Source organism: Acinetobacter wuhouensis, assembly GCF_001696605.3.
GTDB lineage: Bacteria > Pseudomonadota > Gammaproteobacteria > Pseudomonadales > Moraxellaceae > Acinetobacter > Acinetobacter wuhouensis.
The window spans coordinates 2,356,739-2,376,910 of record NZ_CP031716.1 but is presented as its reverse complement, the minus strand read 5'-3'; the positions used below and the strand labels follow the sequence as shown (position 1 = coordinate 2,376,910).

Here is a 20,172-nt window from a genome sequence, read left to right as displayed (position 1 = left end):
TTTTTTATTATTATTTTCAATATTTAATAATAAATGAGAAATAAAATCTTAGAATTATTCATTAATGGGAATTTTTATTTTAAATAAATAGGGTGTTCATAAGTTTCATTATTTTTTAGAGGATTCTTCACATACATCAATTCCCGAAATATTATAGTGGTTGTCCATAGTCCATTGATTAAGATTATCAAATTTAAACTCGTATCCCGAACTAGTTGTTTGGGGAGAATTAGTTGGGAAAAGAATTGATAATTGGTTATTTTTTCCATTACATAATTCAAAGTAATACTTTGTTTCTTTTATTACTCGCCAATGATTCTGTATAAGTTGCGATTTTATAGCTGCCATATCTTCTAAACGCATTTTTGATTTATCAATTTGAATTTGCATAGTTTTTACTTCAGGTTTTTTAAAACCGATGTCTAATGCAGGTTGATATTGCGAAAAATATTGATTGGGAACAGTTTCATAAATCCTGATATCTTCAAGATTTGGAGTTGGGTGTGGAAATGTTAGGTGATAAATGAGCATTGCTGATGCAAAACAAATTGTGGTTAATGTTCCAAAGATTTTTTTTAGGTTCATTGTCTTAAAATATTGATTAAGGTTGGAATAATAGCTTTGTAAAAGTGTTATATTGTAAAGCGTAACATCAAAATCGATTGAGTACATCATGAATATGGAATTCGAACTCACCGAAGCAGAAATGCACCTTTATTCACGTCAAATTTTGTTAGATGGATGGGACATAGACGCACAGGAAAAATTAAAACTTGCCAATGTGCTGATCGTGGGTTGTGGTGGGATTGGTTGTACTACAGCAGAATTACTCGCGCGTGCAGGTGTCGGTAAAATCACTTTAATTGATGCAGATACTATTGAGATCAGTAATTTACAACGTCAAATTGCCTATACAGAACAAGATATTGGATTTTATAAATCAGAAATTCTTGCCAAACGATTACAAAGCATCAATCCATTTATTCAAGTTGAAAGTTATACAAATAAGTTAGATCAATCGAATGCACAAGATTTAATTTCTCAACAAGATCTAGTTCTCGATGGTTGTGATAATTTCAAGACACGCTATCTCGTTAATCAAGTTTGCACATCGTCACAAGTCTCGTTAATTAGTGCTTCTGCGATTGGCTTTCAGGGGCAATTGTTTATGGTCGAAGGGGATTCAGCATGTTATGAATGTCTATTCCCAAAAGAACAACAGGCAAATGAAAGTTTACGCTGTGCAGATTCAGGCGTTTTAGCAACTACACCGAATGTCATGGCGAGTTTACAAGCGCATCATGCTTTACTCTTTTTAGGTTTAGGTGCAACACCGCTCAAGCAAAAACTGATGCTTTGGGATGGTTTAACAATGAAACAACGAATTTTAGCCTTTGAAAAAGATAGAGATTGTCCAAACTGTCAGGCAAGCCATACTGCAAATGCTCAATAATTTGCTACACTCAGACAAATTTAATTTTATTTTGACATTATGAAAAATAATATCTTTCTAGATGGTCTGCGTTCAGTTGCCCGAGTGGGGGAAACTGCGGTGATTGCAGCCAAAGCAGGCATTAAATATGCGACTGAAAAACCGAGTAATGCAAAGTTAATGCGTGAAACCTTTGAGTCGCTGGGTTCTACTTATATTAAGTTGGGACAATTTATTGCCAGTACGCCATCACTTTTTCCACGTGAATATGTTGAAGAATTTCAAGGCTGTTTAGATCAAACTCCATCATTGCCATTTAGCTATGTACAAGAAGTCTTAGCTTCTGAATTTGCAGGGCGTGATTTAAGTCAAATTTTTGCTTCAATTGAAGAAAAACCACTTGCATCTGCGTCAATTGCACAAGTGCATGCTGCGAAATTGGTCAGTGGCGAAGATGTGGTGATTAAAGTACAAAAGCCAGGTGTGGAAACCATTCTCTATACAGATTTGAATGTCTTACATTGGGCGACAAAAATCTTAGAAAAAGCTGTGCCAAAGGTTAAATTTGCTTCATTGGCAGATATTGTCGATGAAATTAAAACCCGTATGGTGCGTGAAGTTGATTTTATTGAAGAAGCACAAAACCTCGATGATTTTGTAAATTATTTAAATGTTTCACAAAATACCGCTGCGACTGCACCAAAGGTTTATCACCAATATTCAACGCGCCGTGTACTCACCATGCAACGTTTATACGGTGTACCATTAACCGACTTTGACGTGGTGAAGAAGGTGGCTAAAGATCCATCTCAAGTATTGATTACCGCAATGAATACGTGGTTTGGTAGTCTAATGCTATGTAAATCGTTCCATGCAGACTTACATGCAGGCAATCTGATGTTGCTTGAAGATGGTCGTATCGGCTTTATTGACTTTGGTATTGTTGGTCAATTAAAACCTGAAGTTTGGCAAGCGTGTATGGCATTTATGGATGCGCTGCAAAAGACAGATTATCCACTCATGGCTGAAAATATGCTGAAAATGGGCATGACCAGTCAGCAGATTGATACCAAAGTGCTTGCAGATGATTTAGAGCGTTTATTTAGTGGCGTATTATTGGCTGATCCTGCACAAATCATGACTTCGAATCCTTCAGATTTAAATGACATCATGATGGATATGGTTGGCGTAGGTGAGCGTCACGGTATCCGTTTCCCACGTGATTTCGCATTGTTATTTAAGCAAATGTTGTATTTTGATCGTTTCATGCGTGTGCTTGCGCCGTATACTGATATTTATGCAGATCAGCGTTTGCAAATGGTGCAAGATTTAGATCCTGCTTCGTTGTTGAAGCATTGATTTTCTAAGTAAACTTCATAGATTAAATAATCCCTCCCAACCTCCCTTTATAAAAGGGAGGAGCTTTCTTTTATATTGTAAATTAGAGAGTTGGAAGTCTCCCTTATAAAAGGTGAGGAGCATACTCCGCAAGGGGGGATTCTAAGGGAACATTCATGGATGCAATTATCATTGAAGGGTTAAAAGTCGATACAGTGGTGGGGTGTTTCAATTGGGAACGTCAAATCATTCAGCCTTTAATGCTCGATATCACGATTCAAACCAGTTTAGAGCAAGCATCCAATTCAGATGAATTAGACGATACTTTGAATTATGCGGAAATTTGTGAAATTTCAACCAAAGTGATTCAAGAAGCTGCCCCGAAATTGATCGAACATGCAGCCAAGTTAGTATTAAATGCACTTTTTACTACCTATCCAGTGGTTGAATCAATTATGATTACGATCCGTAAGCCTGCTATTATCCCGCAAGCAAATTCTGTAGGAATTCGTCTTGAACGACACCGCAACGATATTCGCCTTAGCACTGGCGAGTAACAACCATCCTCAACAAAATTTTAAAAATGCTTTTGCTCAAATCTGTCATTTGGGCGAAGTAACGTTTTCTAAAATTTATCTAATTCCATGTCGTGATGGTGTCGGTGCGGATTATTGGAATGCTGCGTGTCTCGTCAAAAGTCATTTATCTGTCAATGAGATGATTGCTTTATTAAAAAAAATGGAAGCAGGTTCAGGACGTGTACGTCCATCACATCAAATTTCTTTGGATGTTGATCTGATTGCATGGGGAACGGATTTATCTCAAATGCAATTTAATCCAAAAAAACTGCCTTTAGCATTGGATGTGAAAATTCCGATGTTGGATATTTGGCTAAATCAAGCTTTTCAACATCCAGTACATCATTTTCCCATTGTTGAGTGTGTATAAAATTGATTTGATTTCAACTTTATATTGATCAAATCTGTCTTTACGGCAGCATTGCATCATACTTCGTTATAAAAATGATATGCATTTGCTATTATTTTCTCTCTAAATATCATTATGAATTTTATACATAGTTAGGCATTAGAAAATATCATTTTATTCATGTCACTTAATTTTGTACTCTAAAATTATTCAATTCAAATATTTATAATCAATCAAGTTGTGACTTGGTTTTAGGACATTCATTCATGAAAAATTTTAATCAGAAAGTGGCAGCAATTACGGGTGCAGGTTCAGGGATTGGACGCCAACTTGCGATTCAATTGGCACAACAAGGTGCGCATTTGGCATTGAGTGATATGAATGAACAAGGTTTGATTGAAACTTTAAATTTACTCAAAGATTACCCTGTAAAAGTAAGCATTACAAAATTAGATGTGGCAAATCGTGAGGCAGTTTATGCATGGGCAGAAAGTTGTTTCAATGAATTTGGTCAAATTAATTTGATCTTCAACAATGCAGGTGTAGCACTGGCAAGTACCGTTGAGGGGATGAGTTATGATGAATTGGAATGGATTTTCAATATCAATTTTTGGGGTGTGGTTTACGGCACGAAAGCCTTTTTACCGTATTTAAAACAAAGTGGTGAAGGGCATATTATCAATACTTCGAGCTTATTTGGTTTAACAGCTCAACCTTCACAGAGTGCCTATAATGCGACTAAATTTGCAGTGCGTGGTTTTACTGAATCTTTACGTCAAGAATTAGAGATTGAAAATGCAGGTGTAAGTGCAACGTCAGTGCATCCAGGCGGTATTCGTACCAATATTGCCAATTCGGCACGGATGAGTGATAGCATTCGTGCTTTAGGCATGAATCCTGAAAAAGCCAGCCGTTCATTTAATAAAGTACTCAAAACACCGCCAGAAGTTGCCGCTAAAGTGATTTTAGATGCTGTTAAGCAAGATAAAGCGCGTGTTTTAATTGGTAATGATGCAAAAATTCTAGACTTGATTCAGCGTGTAACGCCATCGCATTATGCTAAAACTGTCGATTTTTTAACGAAAAAATTAACCAAAAAGAAATAGAATTGACTTGTAAATTGCCCGTTTCCACGGGCTTTTTTTATTGATAATTGATGTTACGCACTTAAAAAAACAATGCACCTTTCAAATAGTTTTAGAGCACACTCGGCGGAGTCGTACATCGAAAATTTCAATTTCAGGATTAGCTTTCAGCTTGACCTACTTTTGTTTCGGAAAAATGAGCAGTGAAACTGCGCAAGGAAACCATCTTGCGAAGCTTCGCTTCTCACCGCAAAACTCGTCAACTACCAACTTTTGATTGATATATCGCAGAAACATTAACTTATAGATCTTGCGCCATGACTGGCTCATGCCTCAAACACGTTGCGGATGACGTTACCGCGTATCCAATTCTATTGAGAAATAAAAAATGTTTTGATGTTACTGCGTAACATTAGTTGATAATGAAAATAGGTCGGTGCTTTAAAATGAATACTGGCTTAAATTATTAACCCATAAAATTGGAAATAAGTATGAATAATGCATCGTATTTTGACTATGTCATAACTTTTAAAAGGTAGATAGAATATAAATTACATGCTTTTGAAACGACATTCCAAAAGTATATGTTGGGTAAATGAGTTGCATAAATTTATAGGAAACAATCATGGGCTTAGGATATGGCGCTGGTGCAGGTGGCGTGATTGTTTTATTCCTTACCTTTATCAATGTATTGGTCATTTTTGCAATATGGGGTGGTTGGAAATACTATCGTCGAGGTAAAGGTACAACAAGCCGATTTGCTAACTCAATCGTGACAAGTTTGTTAGTGCTGTTAAGTGTATTTCCAATACTGGTTGTTATTTCATGGTGCATGATTTGGGTGAGTGATATTTCAACAGATCGTGCCCGACTCAATATCGTGAAAAAGCAAAATGTTCAGCTTGAAACAGCGTTGTCTTATGGTGAAATTATATTGCCGAAGGGGACGTGGGTAAATCGCGATGGAGATTCTGAGCATGATATTGAATTACTCCCGAATGATGCACGTATTGGATTATCGAGAGCATATTTTCCACAGCCTGTGAAATTAGGTCAATATTCTGCACAAGCCTTTGAACTGCATCGTGAATTGTTGATTGAAGTTGCGCAAGATTATCAATTTGAAGCGAAAGAGGCACAATGGAATTGCCCGAAAGGTTGGATTTTACAACTTGCCTATTCAGAAGTACTACCTGAAAATTATCGGTATCAACAAAATTATACGTGGTTTAAACCGAGTCAATGGCAAGCTGTTGGATGTTTTGATGCAGGGGAAGGTGGATTACTTATTTTAGCATTGAATGGTGATGGTCTGAGAAATGTAAAGGATTTAAAGGCTAAGTGATCTTTTATTGAAGATTAGAAATATAAAAAACCTGTTATAAAAACAGGTCTTCAGATTCAACTTATACGATTTAAAATTTTAAGATTTAAATAAAATAACTGGTTTTGGTCATCAATTTAGAAATCGCAGTCATGGTGATTTTCACTGGGATCGGTAAATCTACACCACCTGCATCTAAAGCGGTATCACGATGATGTAATTCATCTTCATTCATTTGCACTAAGATTTTACGTGAGCGTTCATCCTGTGCAGGCAACTGGCTAATGTGATGTTGTAAATGCATACTGACTTGGCGTTCAGTTTCAGCAACAAAACCTAAACTATATTTATCACCTGCAATACCTGCAAGTGCGCCCATACCAAAAGAAAGCCCATACCAAACTGGATTAAGTAGACTGGTATGACTATCTAATTCTTTTAAGCGATCTTCGCACCATGCCAAATGATCTTGCTCTTCGATCGCAGCAAATTCCATTTCACGGCGTACATTTGGAAGTTTGGCTGTTAAAGCTTGACCATGATAAAGTGCTTGTGCACAGACTTCACCACTATGGTTGACACGCATTAAACCTGCAACATGGCGAGCTTCACTCACTGCAAGTTTGGTTTCAGTTTCATTTGAAGGATTGGCACGTTGAGCAGAAGTTGCGCCAGGCACTAAACTTCTTAAAGCTTGATCGAATGAATTGATCAATTTGTCGATGCCCGTATATTGACGCATATTAGTCCTCCAAAGACACTTGAGTTGTAGCCACTAATGGTTTTAAACGAGTCAGTAACCAAATACTAAAAATAGCACTGAGTACAGCAGTAATACAAAATAGAATTTTAATATCTATTTTCAAAATACTTAAGATAATAATCGAGAAAATTGCAGATGAAACCATAAATATTGCATTAAAAATATTGTTCGCTGCAACAACGCGCGCACGATGCGACTTCGGTGCATAGGCTTGCATCATGGCATAAAGGGGAACGATATAAAAACCACCACTGATACCAAGAAGTGTTACAGCAAGCATCACATGATAATAGACTAAACCTGAGCTAAACATATCACCGACGGTAAGCAAATCTCCAGTAACTACAGGAACAAACGCTAAACTCCCAGCTAAGTAAAGTGCAAATGCAGTTAAACCTATAGCACCGATGGGCACCATTTTAATATTTACACTTGCGCCACCAATTTTACGGCACAGTAATGAACCGACACCAATACCGACAGAAAAGAAAGTCAGTAAAAGGCTGACGACATTTTCATTGGCATGTAGGTTTTGTTGTGTTAGTTGTGGGATTTGAGTCAGATACGTTGCGCCATAGAACCAGTACCATGAATTTCCAAGCAATACGAGAAATACTAATGGAAGGCTTTTGGCATATTTAATAGTCTGAAAACTGGTGCGGAAAAAGTTCCAATCTATTTTTAAATCAGCATTTGAAGTGGGTTGTTCTAAAATAAATCGGCTAGATAAATAACCTAAAACTGCAATCGCCAAGATGGTTAAACAAATCCAAACCATATTGCCTTGCGAAAGTGAAATGACCGCACCACCTAAGATCATTCCCACTAAGATTGCAATAGATGTTCCAGATTGGAATAGCGCATTCCCTGACATCAGTTCATTCGGTTTCAATATTTCAGGCAAAATGGCATATTTAATTGGACCAAAGAAAGTACTGTGTGTTCCCATCAAAAATAACGCAGCCAATAAAATCCATAAATTGCCCAATAAAAATCCTGCTGTCGCAATTAGCATAATAACGATTTCTAATATTTTGATGTTTCGGACTAAAAATGAACGTTCATATTTGTCCGCAATTTGCCCAGCGGTCGCAGAGAAGATGAAATAAGGTAAAATAAAGAGCAAAGCAGCGACATTATTTAAGGTACTGACTGCGGCAGTTTGTTGTTGAATCCATCCATAGGTAATCACTAAAAGCAGTGATTGTTTAAACACATTGTCATTTAAAGCCCCAAAAAACTGGGTCAGGAACATCGGTAAAAACCGTCGTGTACCTAAGATATGTTTATTTTTTTCCATTGAGTTGACTTCATTTAGTTATTTAGAAGAAATGTTTGAAAATAGTAACTCTCGTGCAAAATCATGTATGATGTTTTAACCTTAAATCATGTTTAAAACCAATTGTTTTGAGTGTTTTGAAAGATTCTTTTTAAACAGAATTAACTTTCCATAAATTCAGGTTATTCGAGCTTGGTATGCCAGCAAAAAATCAGTTTAAAAAATCAGTGCTTGCTTATTCTATACAGCCACATTTCGATTGGTATCATATCAATAAAATGTTATGCGCAAGTGTTTTTTTAAGTATTTTTGCTGTACCTGTAAGTAATGCTGAACAGATTTCAAACAACTTGAATCCGACTGAGGTGAAAAGTGAAATTACGCATAGTGCAGAACAATTAGAATCTGCTGCATTACAACAAGGTGTATCGAACGAAAAAATAGACCAGTTAGATCAAAAAATCAAAGAAGCACGACACATTGATCAATTTGATAGCACTCAAATGTTGCAACAGCAACAACAAGGTTTAGGTGTTCAAAATGACTTTAAACCAATTCAGTTTGAAGATCTTGAAGAATTACCAGCAGTATCTATTGATCAGTCTTTAGCAAATGAAATTTATCAAACAGCTGAAGCTGCCAAAACAGAAGCACAAAATTTTGAACATGGTGTAACGAAAGCACCAGAAGTCGGTGTAAGTGAAGCGACACAAATAGAAATGTCTGAAATCACTCAGGCGCCTATTAATGTTGATCAATTGATTCAGACTATTCGCGCAGACAATAAAATTGATGTCCGTGAAAATGCATCAGGTACAACTTTAGTCGATCGCAATGATTCAGAGAATGTAGAAGCTGAGCAAGAGAAACCAGGCTTTTTTAAACGGATTGTAAATCGTGTTCGAGGCCCTCAAGACAATGGTGTGGCAATTGCAAAAATTAGTGTATCGGTTTCAGGCGCGCCTACGATTCTCACCAATAATTTAAAAGCAAAACTTGGAACATTTACTCAGGAAGCTTATTCTGATTTTAATGGTTCGGTTCCTCAACTGCGTACTCTAGCGGTTCAAGCGGCACAAGCAGTAGGGTATTACAATGCGCAATTTAAATTTTCCAAAGCGGGTGATAATGCTTTACATGTGGATGTAACACCGAACAATCCAGTTAAAATTGTTGATCAAAATATAGAGTTTTCTGGAGCAGGCTCGAAGCTTGCACAATTCCAAGTGATTAGCGTATTACCAGATTTAGATAAGGGAGATATTCTGCATCATGGTGCTTATGAAACCATGAAAATGCGGATTAGCGACGCTGCTTCAAACAATGGTTTTTTTGATAGCTATTGGCGCTTACATGATGTCAAAGTTGAGCAACCTCAAAATACGGCCAAAATTGATTTAAAATATGAAACGGGTGATCGTTATAAATTGGCTGATGTCGAATTTAGAATGAGTGATCCATCTAAGCCATTGCCTATTGATTTAAAAATTCTCAAAACACTAGCACCTTGGAAAGATGGGGCAGACTATACGGCATGGCGTGTCAATGGTTTAGCCAATAACTTAACCAACTCGCGTTATTTTAACTACACCCTAGTAGATGCTGTTAAGCCTGATGCAATTGTAAAACCACTAGAGCTTCCAGCAGATCTACAAGCATTGGTGGATCAGGAAAAAGTCGCTGAATCAGTATTTACTGAACAGACTGGTGTGGAAAAGGCGCATGTTTCCAATAAGGAAGTGACCCAGAATGTAGTCAATGAGAATCAGTTTGCGGGGACTCAGAATTCGGGTGTAAATCCTAATTTGAAACAATTACAAGCCCAGCAAAAAGAAAAAGAATTGGATGAAGATGCGATGCGTGAGCAAGCGCGTGAAACTAAAAAAATTCCAGTGATTGTGACTTTGAATGCAGATCGTTTAAATAGCTTAGAAACAGGTATTGGTTATGGAACGGATACAGGTGTTCGTTTACGTGGACAATATCGCCGTGCTATCGTCAATCATTTAGGGCATTCTTTTGACGCCAATATGGAATTGTCTCAGATCCGCCAATCTATAGATGCACGCTACAACATTCCATATAAGCATCCACTGAATGACTATATTAGCTTAGTCGCAGGTTATGAGCGTGAAACTAGGGATGGTATTGGTAATGACATGGATTTGGTTATTGAGTCTGCTGTTGCAGGGGTAGACCGTATTATCAAAGGTTCGCGTCGAGAGTGGCAACATATTTTGGGCGTGCGTTATCGTTTAGACCGTGTCACTCAAGATGGTCCAGTCGATATTTCCAATATTCCAGATGCTTTTTTGATTCCAGGTTCAAATCAAGAACAACAATCTTTATTGCTTGGTTATGAAGCGACTAAAACGACAAGTGATAACCGTATTAACCCAACCCGTGGTTATAAGCAAAGTTATAAAATTCAATTAGGTAGCGGATCGTTACTGTCTGATACAGATATGGCGATTACCAGTGCAGATTGGAAAGGTTTATATTCTTTTGGGGCAAATGATAATCACCAAGTCGTAGGTGGCTTGAATGTGGGGTATATTTTTGCCAAAGACTTTGAGAAAGTTCCTTATAATTTACGTTACTTCGCGGGTGGAGATCAAAGCTTGCGTGGTTTTGATTATAAGAGCCTTTCTCCAATTGAATATGGTTATAAAGTGGGTGGTCAAGGTTTAGCTGTAGGTACTTTGGAATACAATTACCAATTTAAAGAAGGTTGGCGTGGTGCAATCTTCAGTGATTTTGGTAATGCTTACGACAAGTCATTTAGTAATGATTCAGAATACAGTTTAGGGTTAGGGATTCGTTGGAAATCTCCAATTGGTCCAATTCGTTTAGATGTCGCGTCAGGTATATCCGATCCTGGGCATCCAATTCGACTGCACTTTTTTATTGGTTCGCAACTTTAATCGACTAAAAATATAAGAGAATTACTGGAAATATTATGGCTGATGAAGAGCATCAAGATGTTCAAAATGAACAGCAAAATGATCAACTAGAGCAAGAGCAGGCAAAAAAACGTCATTGGTTACGTAATGTCCTGATGTCTTTGCTTTTGGTGATCATTCTCTTGATTACGGCATTGGTCATTATGTTTAGTACGGATAAAGGCAGTAAGTTTTTATTAGACCGTGTCGCTTCTAGTCAGAAAATTATTCATTATGAATATGAAGGTGGTAATTTACTCAAAGGTATTATTCTCAAAAATATTTTGGTAACGCTCAAACCTGTCGATGTGAAAATTGATCGTGCGGATGTATCACTTGGTTGGCGCGCAATTCTAGATAAAGAAATTCATTTGAGCCATGCCGATGTTAACAATTTACAAATCATCAGCAAATCACCACCCAGTGATGAACCATTCAAATTCAACGAAATTAAACTGCCTTTTGTTTTGCGTTTAGATAAAGCTGATGTCGATCATCTTGAAATAAAAACTGCCTCATCAAAAATAAGTTTTAATGATATTCATCTTGAAGATACATTGTGGTCTGAAACTGCGCTCAAATTTAAAAACTCCAAAATGGATATGGGCTATCTGTCAGTACGTAATGCCACAGGGAGTATGGACTTTAAACAAGGTGATTATCCGTTAAATGCAACAGCAATCGTAAAATTACCCGCTTTAAAAAGTATCAATGTTGAAGACATTTACGTACATGCGCGTGGTTCATTGGGTACAATCAGAGCAGGTATTGCAACCAAGACGCCTGATATGTTGACAGGTTGGGCGGTTGTCCATCCGATGCGTCCAAATGTACCAATGAATGGCGCTTTAATTTTTAAAGATTACCATTTGCCATTTTTACTTGAGCAAAAATTGTTGGCGAAATCAGGTAAAGCGACATTCCAAGGTGATATTAAAGGTTTAAATCTAGATTTAAATACAGATTTGAGTGGACAGAATATTCCACAGGGACAATACACTGCATCCGCACATACCGATTTAGTCAACCAACTCAATATTAATAATTTAAATGCTCAGTTGATGGGGGGCGCAATCAATGCGGCTGGGTTAGTCAGTTGGCAAGATCATGTGCATTGGGATATTAAAGGTCGTTTAGATCGTCTAAATCCAAAAGACAAGCTGATTCCACAAGTGGTACAGGATTTCTTACCCCCATCTTTAGATGCTGAGATTGGTTCAGTTGGTGAATTAAAACAAGGCTTACATTTATCTGCAAAAGTTGATTTTGATAAGTATGAAAATTGGAATGTAAGATTAGATCAGGCAGAGCAAAAGGGTAAAAAGCCTGAACCAATGTTAATGGATGTTGCATGGAAAAATATTGATCGTGCGGTACCCTATGTTGGTTGGTTGAGTAGTGAGCAAGGGCAAGTCAAATTAGCGCTTGTTGAAGGTCAGCAAAACATTCATGTCGCAACAGTAGTGAAAAAGCATGAAAAAGGCAGTCTGCCTGCTGGAAAATACGATGTTCAACTTGATCTAAAAGGCAATGACTTACATGTACCACAGTTCAATTATCTAGCTGATCAAGGCGCTTTATCGGGGAGTGCGGTTGTAGAATTACCAGATGAGAAACGCCAGTTAAAATGGAACGCTTTATTAAATGCGAAGAATTTTAATCCGCAAAGTATTATTGATACAGCACCAGTTAATTTACTCAATGGTCAGCTCAAAGCCAGTGGATATGCACAACCAAATCAGCAAATTATCAACTTAGAGTCGATTAATTTAACAGGGCGCATGGCAGGTCAAGCCAATGCTGAAACAATTCAGTTAACAGGTAAGAGTACTGCTGCTGTACTTTTCCATGATCAAAAAGCGGGTGGTGGTTTTAAAGGCTTTGCGGTGAATTACGATGGTGCATTAAATGCAACACAAATGAAGCAAGGCAGTGGCTTACTCAAACTTAAAGTTGCAGGAACTCCTGAGCTCATCAAAATTAGCGAATTTCAGCATGATGGTATCGCTGGAAAAATACTTGCCAATGGTTTGGTGCATATCAGCAATGGAATCGGTTGGGACATCAATGCCTCATTGGTTCGCTTTAAGCCACAATACTTTGTCTCTGCTGTACGTGGTGAGGTTTCTGGTAATGTTAAAACACAAGGCAATTGGTCTGATCAACTAAAAAGAATTAATATTCAGCAATTAAATATTGCAGGGATGATTAATGGTAAGCCTTTACGCGGAAAAGGTAACCTTGCTGTTGTTTTAAACAATAATCAAAAAGGATTTATGCCACAACAGTTTGAGGCAAATGACCTATTCTTGTCTTATGCACAAAACCAAGTTCAAGCAACAGGAAATGCACAAAACCTACGTTTAAAAGTGAATGCGCCTGCATTGTATGAACTGTATCCAAGCTTGCGTGGTAAAGCTTATGGTTATTTGAATTTACAAGCGCAACCTCGCTTAAGTGCTACAGCTAATTTAGCCGTTGATAATTTTGCCTTTGGCGACACACTAAGTGTTAAAAAACTTAGTTTAAAAGGGGAAATGCCAACCTCTGATACCGTACCATCTAAAATGGTGGCGCAAATGGATACATTACGCAGTGGTGATCGAGAAATTCAACATGCTGCTATGACCCTATCTGGAACATACAAGGCACATTTGTTGCAAGTTCAAGCTTGGAACTATTATTCTAAATTCTATGTACAACTTGCGGGTGGATTTACCCAGAAAAATGATTGGTTAGGGCAAATCCAAAAAGGTGAATTTGACTCAGTCCGTGTACATTTACTACAGCAACAAAATGCACCTGTAATTTTCAATTCAGCAAAAACGGAATTGTTTGTTGGTCAACATTGTTGGATGAGCCAACAAAGCCAACTGTGCTTTGATCAGCCAATTCGTGCAAGTAAGCAAAATGGTAATGTTTCATTCATCACTAAAAATTTAGATCTTCAAGATTTTGCAGCCTTTATGCCAGAAGGTTTGGCATTAACAGGTAAGCTAAATGGTTATGCAAAAGCTTCATGGGCGCAAGGTACTCAGCCGAAGTTAGATGCAAAATTAGTAACGCAAAAAGGTCAAATAGGCTTAGCGGCTGAAGATCCGAATGATCCATCAACTTCTATGGAATATGATGAAGCCAGTGTTATTGCAAAAAGCATCAAAGATGGTTTATTGCTCCGTGTAGATTTAAAAGCACCGAATATTGGTACTGGTTATGCGAGTGTGGTTGTCAATCCATACGTCGATTCAAAACCAATGCGCGGTGAAGTGGCATTTAATGAAGTTCAGTTGAAGATATTAAAACCATTTATAGCAGATGTACGCAAATTAAACGGTACCTTGTCTTTGGCAGGGAAAATCAGTGGAACTTTAACTCAGCCGTTGTTTGATGGTGATTTAAGATTGCGCAATGGTGAAATTAGTATGATTTCACTGCCTGTCAATTTAAATAACATTCAACTCTATTCGTCAATACGTCAAGATACTGCAACGATTAATGGTGCATTCAACAGTGGTCGTGGTGTCGGTCAGATTAATGGCTCAATTGATTGGAAAAATGATCCACATGTCCAATTACGTGTGAAAGGCGATAAATTATTAATTCGTCAAGCGCCATTGATCACAGCAGTGGTCGATACAGATATACAACTGGATGCCTTACCTTTAAGTCGTCGTATCAAAGTTAATGGTAAAGTTGATGTGCCAAGTGCGTTGATTTCAATGCCTGAATCAAGTGCAACAGTGGTAAACGTATCTCCAGATGTTCGGATCGTCAAAGAGGGACAAAACCAACTGGCTATTTTAAAAGCTGCGAAACCTTGGGATATTCGTGCTGATGTTTCTGTGAACTTAGGTGATAAAGTTATTTTCCAAGGCTTTAATAGTCGTATTCCTCTGATTGGGCGTTTGTATTTATCACAACGCGGTTTAGAAAGCGCTATGCGTGCCAATGGTGCAATTGGTGTGAGCCAAAAAGTCGTGATCGAAGCTTATGGTCAGCGTCTTGATTTAAATCGTGCAATTGCGCGTTTCAATGGACCATTGGCAAATCCAACGCTTGATGTTGATACCAATAAGAGCATTTCAGGCAGTACGGTGGGTATCCGTGTAACAGGTACAGCGACGAGTCCGAATATTCAGGTTTATAATGATGCAGGACTGTCTGATCAAGAAGCAATGAATGCGTTGATTACTGGTCGTATTAATGAAGGTTCGAGTGGTTTGAGTAATGCGGAAGGCTTCAAATCTGATGTAAATAACACAATTGCAGCAGCAGGGATTAGTTTAGGTTTGGGTGGAACTCGGGCATTTACCAATCAAATTGGACGTACTTTTGGTCTAAGTGGTTTGTCGTTTGATGCACAGGGTACTGGAGATGATACGCAAGTCAGTTTGACAGGTTATATCACACCAGATCTTTATATTCGTTATGGTGTAGGTGTATTTACCCCAGTGAATAAATTAACCTTGCGTTATCAAATGAATAAACGTTTATATTTGGAAGCGAGTCAGTCACTTGAGAAAGCCATCGACTTGTTCTATCACTGGAGATTCTAGCCTAAGAGTTTAAGCGCTTAGAAAAAATAGTTAACTAGAAAACTCGGGCAATTTGTCCGAGTTTTTATTTGTGGGTCAGTTTGCATATTGTCGATAAAAAGAGGTTTAAGTTGATTTAATAAATAAATTATTCCATGCTGTAACTGCGTTGTTTTACTCCGATTTAAGTTTGGAAAAATAATAAATGTATGATCAAAAACGTATTGAGAAATTAGAACAGGCTTTAAAGGAAAATCCTAAAAAATATCAAGCAAGGGTGACGCTTTTAGCTTGGTTGGGTAATTTGTATATTGCTTTTGGTGTGATTGTTCTACTGATTTTATTGGTCTTGGCTTGCTTATCCATTCTTGTGCTGAAGGCTTTTGCAATTAAAATTATCATTCCAGTGGCAATATTTCTATATGTCATTGTTCGTTCACTTTGGGTGAGTGTAGATAAACCACAAGGTATTGAAATTTTTCAACAAGATGCTCCTGAATTGTTTCAGATTATTCATCGACTGCGTGAACAATTAAATTCGCCACATTTTCACCATGTGCTTATTACAGAGGAGTTCAATGCAGCAGTGGTACAACGCCCAAGATTGGGTATCTTGGGGCATGATGAAAATTATTTGATTATTGGTTTGCCTTTGATGCAATCGCTTTCAACTGAGCAATTAACCTCAGTTTTAGCACATGAATTTGGGCATTTATCGAAAAATCATGCAAGAGCAGCCAATTGGATTTATCGGCAACGTATTCGTTGGTCACAGCTCTATATGTTGGTTGAACAAAATGCCAGCCGAATTGATATTATATTTCGTCCGTTTTTTAAGCGATTTGTGCCTTATTTTGCAGCTTATTCATTTCCAATTGCACGGGCAAACGAGTACGAGGCGGATAGAATTTCGGTAGAATTAACTTCTGCTGAAACGGTTGCAGAAACTTTAAGTACAGTAAATATAGTTGGTTGTTATTTAAATGAAGAATTTTGGCCGACCATTTTTAAGCATGCAGAAGAGATGCCAAAACCAAATGTGTCACCTTATTTGGGTTATGTACAACGATTAACAGACTTTGCGCAAAATGACAAAACACAGCTTTGGTTAAATCAATCTTTGAGTCTAAAAACCAGTTTTGAGGATACACATCCATCTTTACAAGATCGTTTAGATGCAATCGGACAGCCTGCCAAAGTTGCATGGGTGAGCAATGAAGCTAAATCTGATCGATTACTCGGTTCTCGTTTGATTGAAATTACTCAAATTTTTGATCAAAAATGGCAAAGTGATGTACTCGAAAGCTGGCAGAATCATTATCAGAATATTCAAAAGCAAAAGGAATATTTGGATGAGCTCAATCAGAAAATTGAACAAAGTGTTGCTCTGACTGAAGATGAAACAATTGATCATATTGATTTAACAGAGCGTATTGCACATGATCCTGAACGCGCATTTCAGCTTTGTGAAGTCTTGTATCAGCAGGATTCAGATAATGCACGTGTCAATTTTATTTATGGACAATTCTTGATTGAGCGAAAAAATGATTTGGGGTGTGAAATCTTAGAGCGCGCAGCTGAATTGAATGAGTTTTATCAAGTTAAAGTATATGAAACGTTGCAACAATTTTATTTATCTCAACAGAATTCGACCCTAGCGGATAAGTATCAGCTGCTTTTATTAGATAGGGTAGAGCTTGAACAGAATGCGATGCAGGAAAGAGAGCAAGTGACAGCGCGAGATCAATTTATTCCACATGCTTTAACGGATATTGAATTGGAAGCGTTGTTGTCGCAATTGAAAGCCTATTCAAACATCAAAAAAGTCTATTTGGTGAGAAAACAAACTCAATATTTAGCACATGTTCCATGCTATGTACTTGGTTTTAGCCTGAAACAAGGATTCGGTAAAGTGGATGAAGACGCGATTGTGCAGACCATGCGTGTTTTACACGAAAATGTGGCATTTGCAGGAGAGACTTTTTTATTGAGTTTTGATTTAGCACAAACGAAGCAAATGAAAAATAAAATACTTAAAGTGCAAAATTCACAACTCATTTAGCTTATTTAAAAACTGGTTTAAAACTTAAATGTAAAAAGTTTTAAATTTTAAATTGTTATAAATAAAATGCCCAATATGAATTGGGCATTTTATTTAAGTTTTGATTCAAATATTGATTTGATTATTCAGTCAGTAAGACATTCCCAAATTGTTCACGTAAATCACGTTTCAACATTTTTCCTGTACCAGTAAGCGGAATTGAATCAACAAAAATGACTTTGTCAGGAATTTGCCATTTTGCAATTTTATCGCTGTAGTAATCTAATAAATCTTGTTCGGTAATCTGGCTGTCTTTATGTTTAATCGCTATCACAATTGGGCGTTCATCCCATTTTGGATGTTGAGCCGCAATGGCTGCAGCCATCGCAATTTCAGGGTGATTCATGGCAATATTTTCGAGTTCTACGGATGAAATCCATTCACCACCTGACTTAATCAAGTCTTTGGCACGGTCACTGAGAAGCAGGTAACCATCTTCATTTATCGTAGCAATATCACCTGTATCAAACCAACCATCAGCACTCAATGCATTGCTCGATTTACCGTAGTACGAGTCAATAATCCAATGACCTTTGACTTGAAGGTTACCCGTAGTGTGTCCATCACGTGCGACTTCATTGGTTCCATTTTCTTCATCAGTAATACGTAAATCTACCCCAAATGGTGGGCGACCCTGAGAAAGACGGATATTGAGTTTTTCATCATCACTCAACTGTAAGTGTTTAGCTTTAAGTTGGTTACCTGTACCTAGAGGACTCATTTCAGTCATGCCCCATGCATGAATGGTTTCACACTGATAAATATCTCTAAATGCTTTCATCATGGCAGCAGGGCATGCAGAACCACCAACGACATTACGTTTCAAGCTATCAAGCTTACTACCTGATTGTTGAGCTGCAGCCAATAAACCTTGCCAAATCGTCGGAACACCGAGTGCGATGCTGACTTTATATTCATCAATCATGTGTACTAAACTTGCGCCATCCAAGCCTGGACCAGGGAGTACTACGGTACAACCGACCATCGCTGCTGCATAAGGCGTACCCCAAGCATTGACATGGAACATCGGTACGACTGGCAACATGACATCTTTTGCCGACAGATTGAGTGAATCAGGTAGTGCGATGGCATAGGTGTGCAAAATGGTTGAACGATGGCTATACAATGCGCCTTTAGGATTACCCGTTGTTCCAGAGGTATAGCACAGCGAACTCGCGGTATTTTCTTCTAATTCAGGCCACTCAAATTGTGCAGAATGGTTCGCAATCAATACATCATAAAATTTAACATCAGGAATTGCATCAGCAACATCTTGATCAAAAGCACCGAGATAGACAAAGTGTTCGACTGTAGGTGTGTGTGGTTTAACAGCTTTGATCAAAGGTAGGAATGTTTTATCAAACAGCACCACTTTATCGGCAGCATCATTGATAATAAAAATAAGTTGTTCTGGAAATAAACGTGGGTTAATGGTGTGACACACTAGACCACTTCCAGAGATGGCATACCACGATTCAAGATGTCGATGATTATTCCATGCAATTGTGGCAACACGATCACCAAGTGTGAGTCCAAAATCAGATAAGGCGTTGGCAAAGCGTTTTGAGTTTTCAGCAACTTGAGCCCAATTGGTTGTGGTGATCGTACCATCAGTATTTTTTGAAATAATCGCTGTATCACTGTGATAACGAGTCGCATGTTCAATCAGGCTACTGATTAACAGTGGTTGTTGCATCATACGTCCTTGCATATAAAATTCCTTTATAATCATATTGATAAATATTGAATATTAATTTTTCTAAAGCTTTCTATTGGGAAAAGATGATTCAAATAGAAAAAGCTATTATTTCATCCTATATAAAAGTCGGATTAAATCAAGAAAAAAGACAAATATTTTTTTAGATTATGTGAATTATTAACCAATAAAAACAATAGTTTAAGAATTATCGTAATATGAAAAAAATCTATCGAAATTAATGTGAAAAAACGTTTGGAATATACTACTAAAGAATGAAAAATAAAGTTTACATTTTTAGAATAAAATGTGATAAATATATCTTATACCTTGCTAAGGTATTGATGTTTTAGGATGAAACTATCGTTTACGACGAAATAGTCAGAAGGAGTTTTGCAATGTTTCAGATGATTAGAAAATTATTGTGTATCCATAGTTTTGAATATGAAATTGGAAAAAATAGTGTGATAAAAGAGTGCCGTAAGTGTGGTGCCCATCATTAATTTTCTAAACGAAGTGTAAAAATATCACCATATGAAATCATTCATGGCACATGACTGAACTATGGTGATATTTGAAATAATTTCAAAATCATATGTACTCAAAATAGTTCAAACGAATTTGAGATTTAAATAACAATAATATTCATGAGATTGGGTTTTATTCATTTATTTAGACCTTTTCATTCAATTTACATTTGATCAAATTAAACAATTCCATATTAATCCACTCACTCTTATATGATTTAAG

General features: G+C 37.3%; 13 protein-coding genes. 9 read left to right on the top strand and 4 right to left on the bottom strand.

The window, feature by feature from the left end:
* Positions 1-108: 108 nt before the first annotated feature.
* A complete protein-coding gene (locus BEN71_RS12115; RefSeq protein ID WP_068976185.1) occupies positions 109-675 on the bottom strand; it encodes a hypothetical protein in 567 nt (188 codons plus the stop codon).
* On the opposite strand from BEN71_RS12115, the gene BEN71_RS12110 reads away from it, so the two are divergent.
* From BEN71_RS12110 to BEN71_RS12085, 6 genes are all read left to right on the top strand, one after another.
* Entirely contained in the window at positions 674-1,453 is a 780-nt protein-coding gene (locus BEN71_RS12110) for a HesA/MoeB/ThiF family protein (protein WP_068976184.1), read from the top strand. The genes BEN71_RS12115 and BEN71_RS12110 overlap by 2 nt on opposite strands.
* 39 nt (positions 1,454-1,492) lie before the next feature.
* Positions 1,493-2,791 (top strand): ABC1 kinase family protein, encoded by a 1,299-nt coding sequence (locus BEN71_RS12105; RefSeq protein WP_068976183.1) that lies wholly within the window; start codon positions 1,493-1,495, stop codon positions 2,789-2,791.
* A gap of 155 nt (positions 2,792-2,946) precedes the next feature.
* Positions 2,947-3,327 carry a dihydroneopterin aldolase gene (gene folB, locus BEN71_RS12100; RefSeq protein WP_068976182.1) on the top strand — a complete coding sequence of 127 codons (381 nt, stop codon included), beginning with the start codon at positions 2,947-2,949 and terminating at the stop codon, positions 3,325-3,327.
* Complete coding sequence (locus tag BEN71_RS12095) at positions 3,284-3,718, top strand: 2-amino-4-hydroxy-6-hydroxymethyldihydropteridine diphosphokinase (RefSeq protein WP_068976181.1); 435 nt, start codon at positions 3,284-3,286, stop codon at positions 3,716-3,718. The genes folB and BEN71_RS12095 overlap by 44 nt, the downstream gene beginning before the upstream one ends.
* A gap of 245 nt (positions 3,719-3,963) precedes the next feature.
* Positions 3,964-4,803 (top strand): SDR family NAD(P)-dependent oxidoreductase, encoded by an 840-nt coding sequence (locus BEN71_RS12090; RefSeq protein ID WP_068976180.1) that lies wholly within the window; start codon positions 3,964-3,966, stop codon positions 4,801-4,803.
* A 604-nt stretch (positions 4,804-5,407) separates the two neighbouring features.
* Positions 5,408-6,127 carry a hypothetical protein gene (locus BEN71_RS12085; protein ID WP_068976179.1) on the top strand — a complete coding sequence of 240 codons (720 nt, stop codon included), beginning with the start codon at positions 5,408-5,410 and terminating at the stop codon, positions 6,125-6,127.
* A gap of 85 nt (positions 6,128-6,212) precedes the next feature.
* On the opposite strand, the gene coq7 is transcribed toward BEN71_RS12085, so the two are convergent.
* Together coq7 and BEN71_RS12075 are read right to left on the bottom strand one after the other, a co-directional pair.
* Positions 6,213-6,848 (bottom strand): 2-polyprenyl-3-methyl-6-methoxy-1,4-benzoquinone monooxygenase, encoded by a 636-nt coding sequence (gene coq7 / locus BEN71_RS12080; RefSeq protein ID WP_068976178.1) that lies wholly within the window; start codon positions 6,846-6,848, stop codon positions 6,213-6,215.
* A gap of 1 nt (position 6,849) precedes the next feature.
* Positions 6,850-8,169, bottom strand: coding sequence for an MFS transporter (locus BEN71_RS12075; RefSeq protein WP_068976177.1), 1,320 nt, complete (start codon positions 8,167-8,169; stop codon positions 6,850-6,852).
* Between the two features lie 176 nt (positions 8,170-8,345).
* On the opposite strand from BEN71_RS12075, the gene BEN71_RS12070 reads away from it, so the two are divergent.
* The 3 genes from BEN71_RS12070 to BEN71_RS12060 all read left to right on the top strand — a co-directional run bounded on the left by BEN71_RS12070 (position 8,346) and on the right by BEN71_RS12060 (position 17,687).
* Positions 8,346-11,072, top strand: a complete 2,727-nt coding sequence (locus BEN71_RS12070) for an autotransporter assembly complex protein TamA (protein WP_068976176.1) — start codon at positions 8,346-8,348, stop codon at positions 11,070-11,072.
* A gap of 35 nt (positions 11,073-11,107) precedes the next feature.
* Positions 11,108-15,646 carry a translocation/assembly module TamB domain-containing protein gene (locus BEN71_RS12065; protein ID WP_068976175.1) on the top strand — a complete coding sequence of 1,513 codons (4,539 nt, stop codon included), beginning with the start codon at positions 11,108-11,110 and terminating at the stop codon, positions 15,644-15,646.
* A gap of 184 nt (positions 15,647-15,830) precedes the next feature.
* Positions 15,831-17,687, top strand: coding sequence for a M48 family metallopeptidase (locus tag BEN71_RS12060; protein WP_068976174.1), 1,857 nt, complete (start codon positions 15,831-15,833; stop codon positions 17,685-17,687).
* 121 nt (positions 17,688-17,808) lie between these two features.
* Here the strand turns inward: BEN71_RS12060 and BEN71_RS12055 are convergent, their stop codons facing one another.
* Complete coding sequence (locus BEN71_RS12055) at positions 17,809-19,437, bottom strand: long-chain-fatty-acid--CoA ligase (RefSeq protein ID WP_068976173.1); 1,629 nt, start codon at positions 19,435-19,437, stop codon at positions 17,809-17,811.
* Positions 19,438-20,172 lie beyond the last annotated feature (735 nt).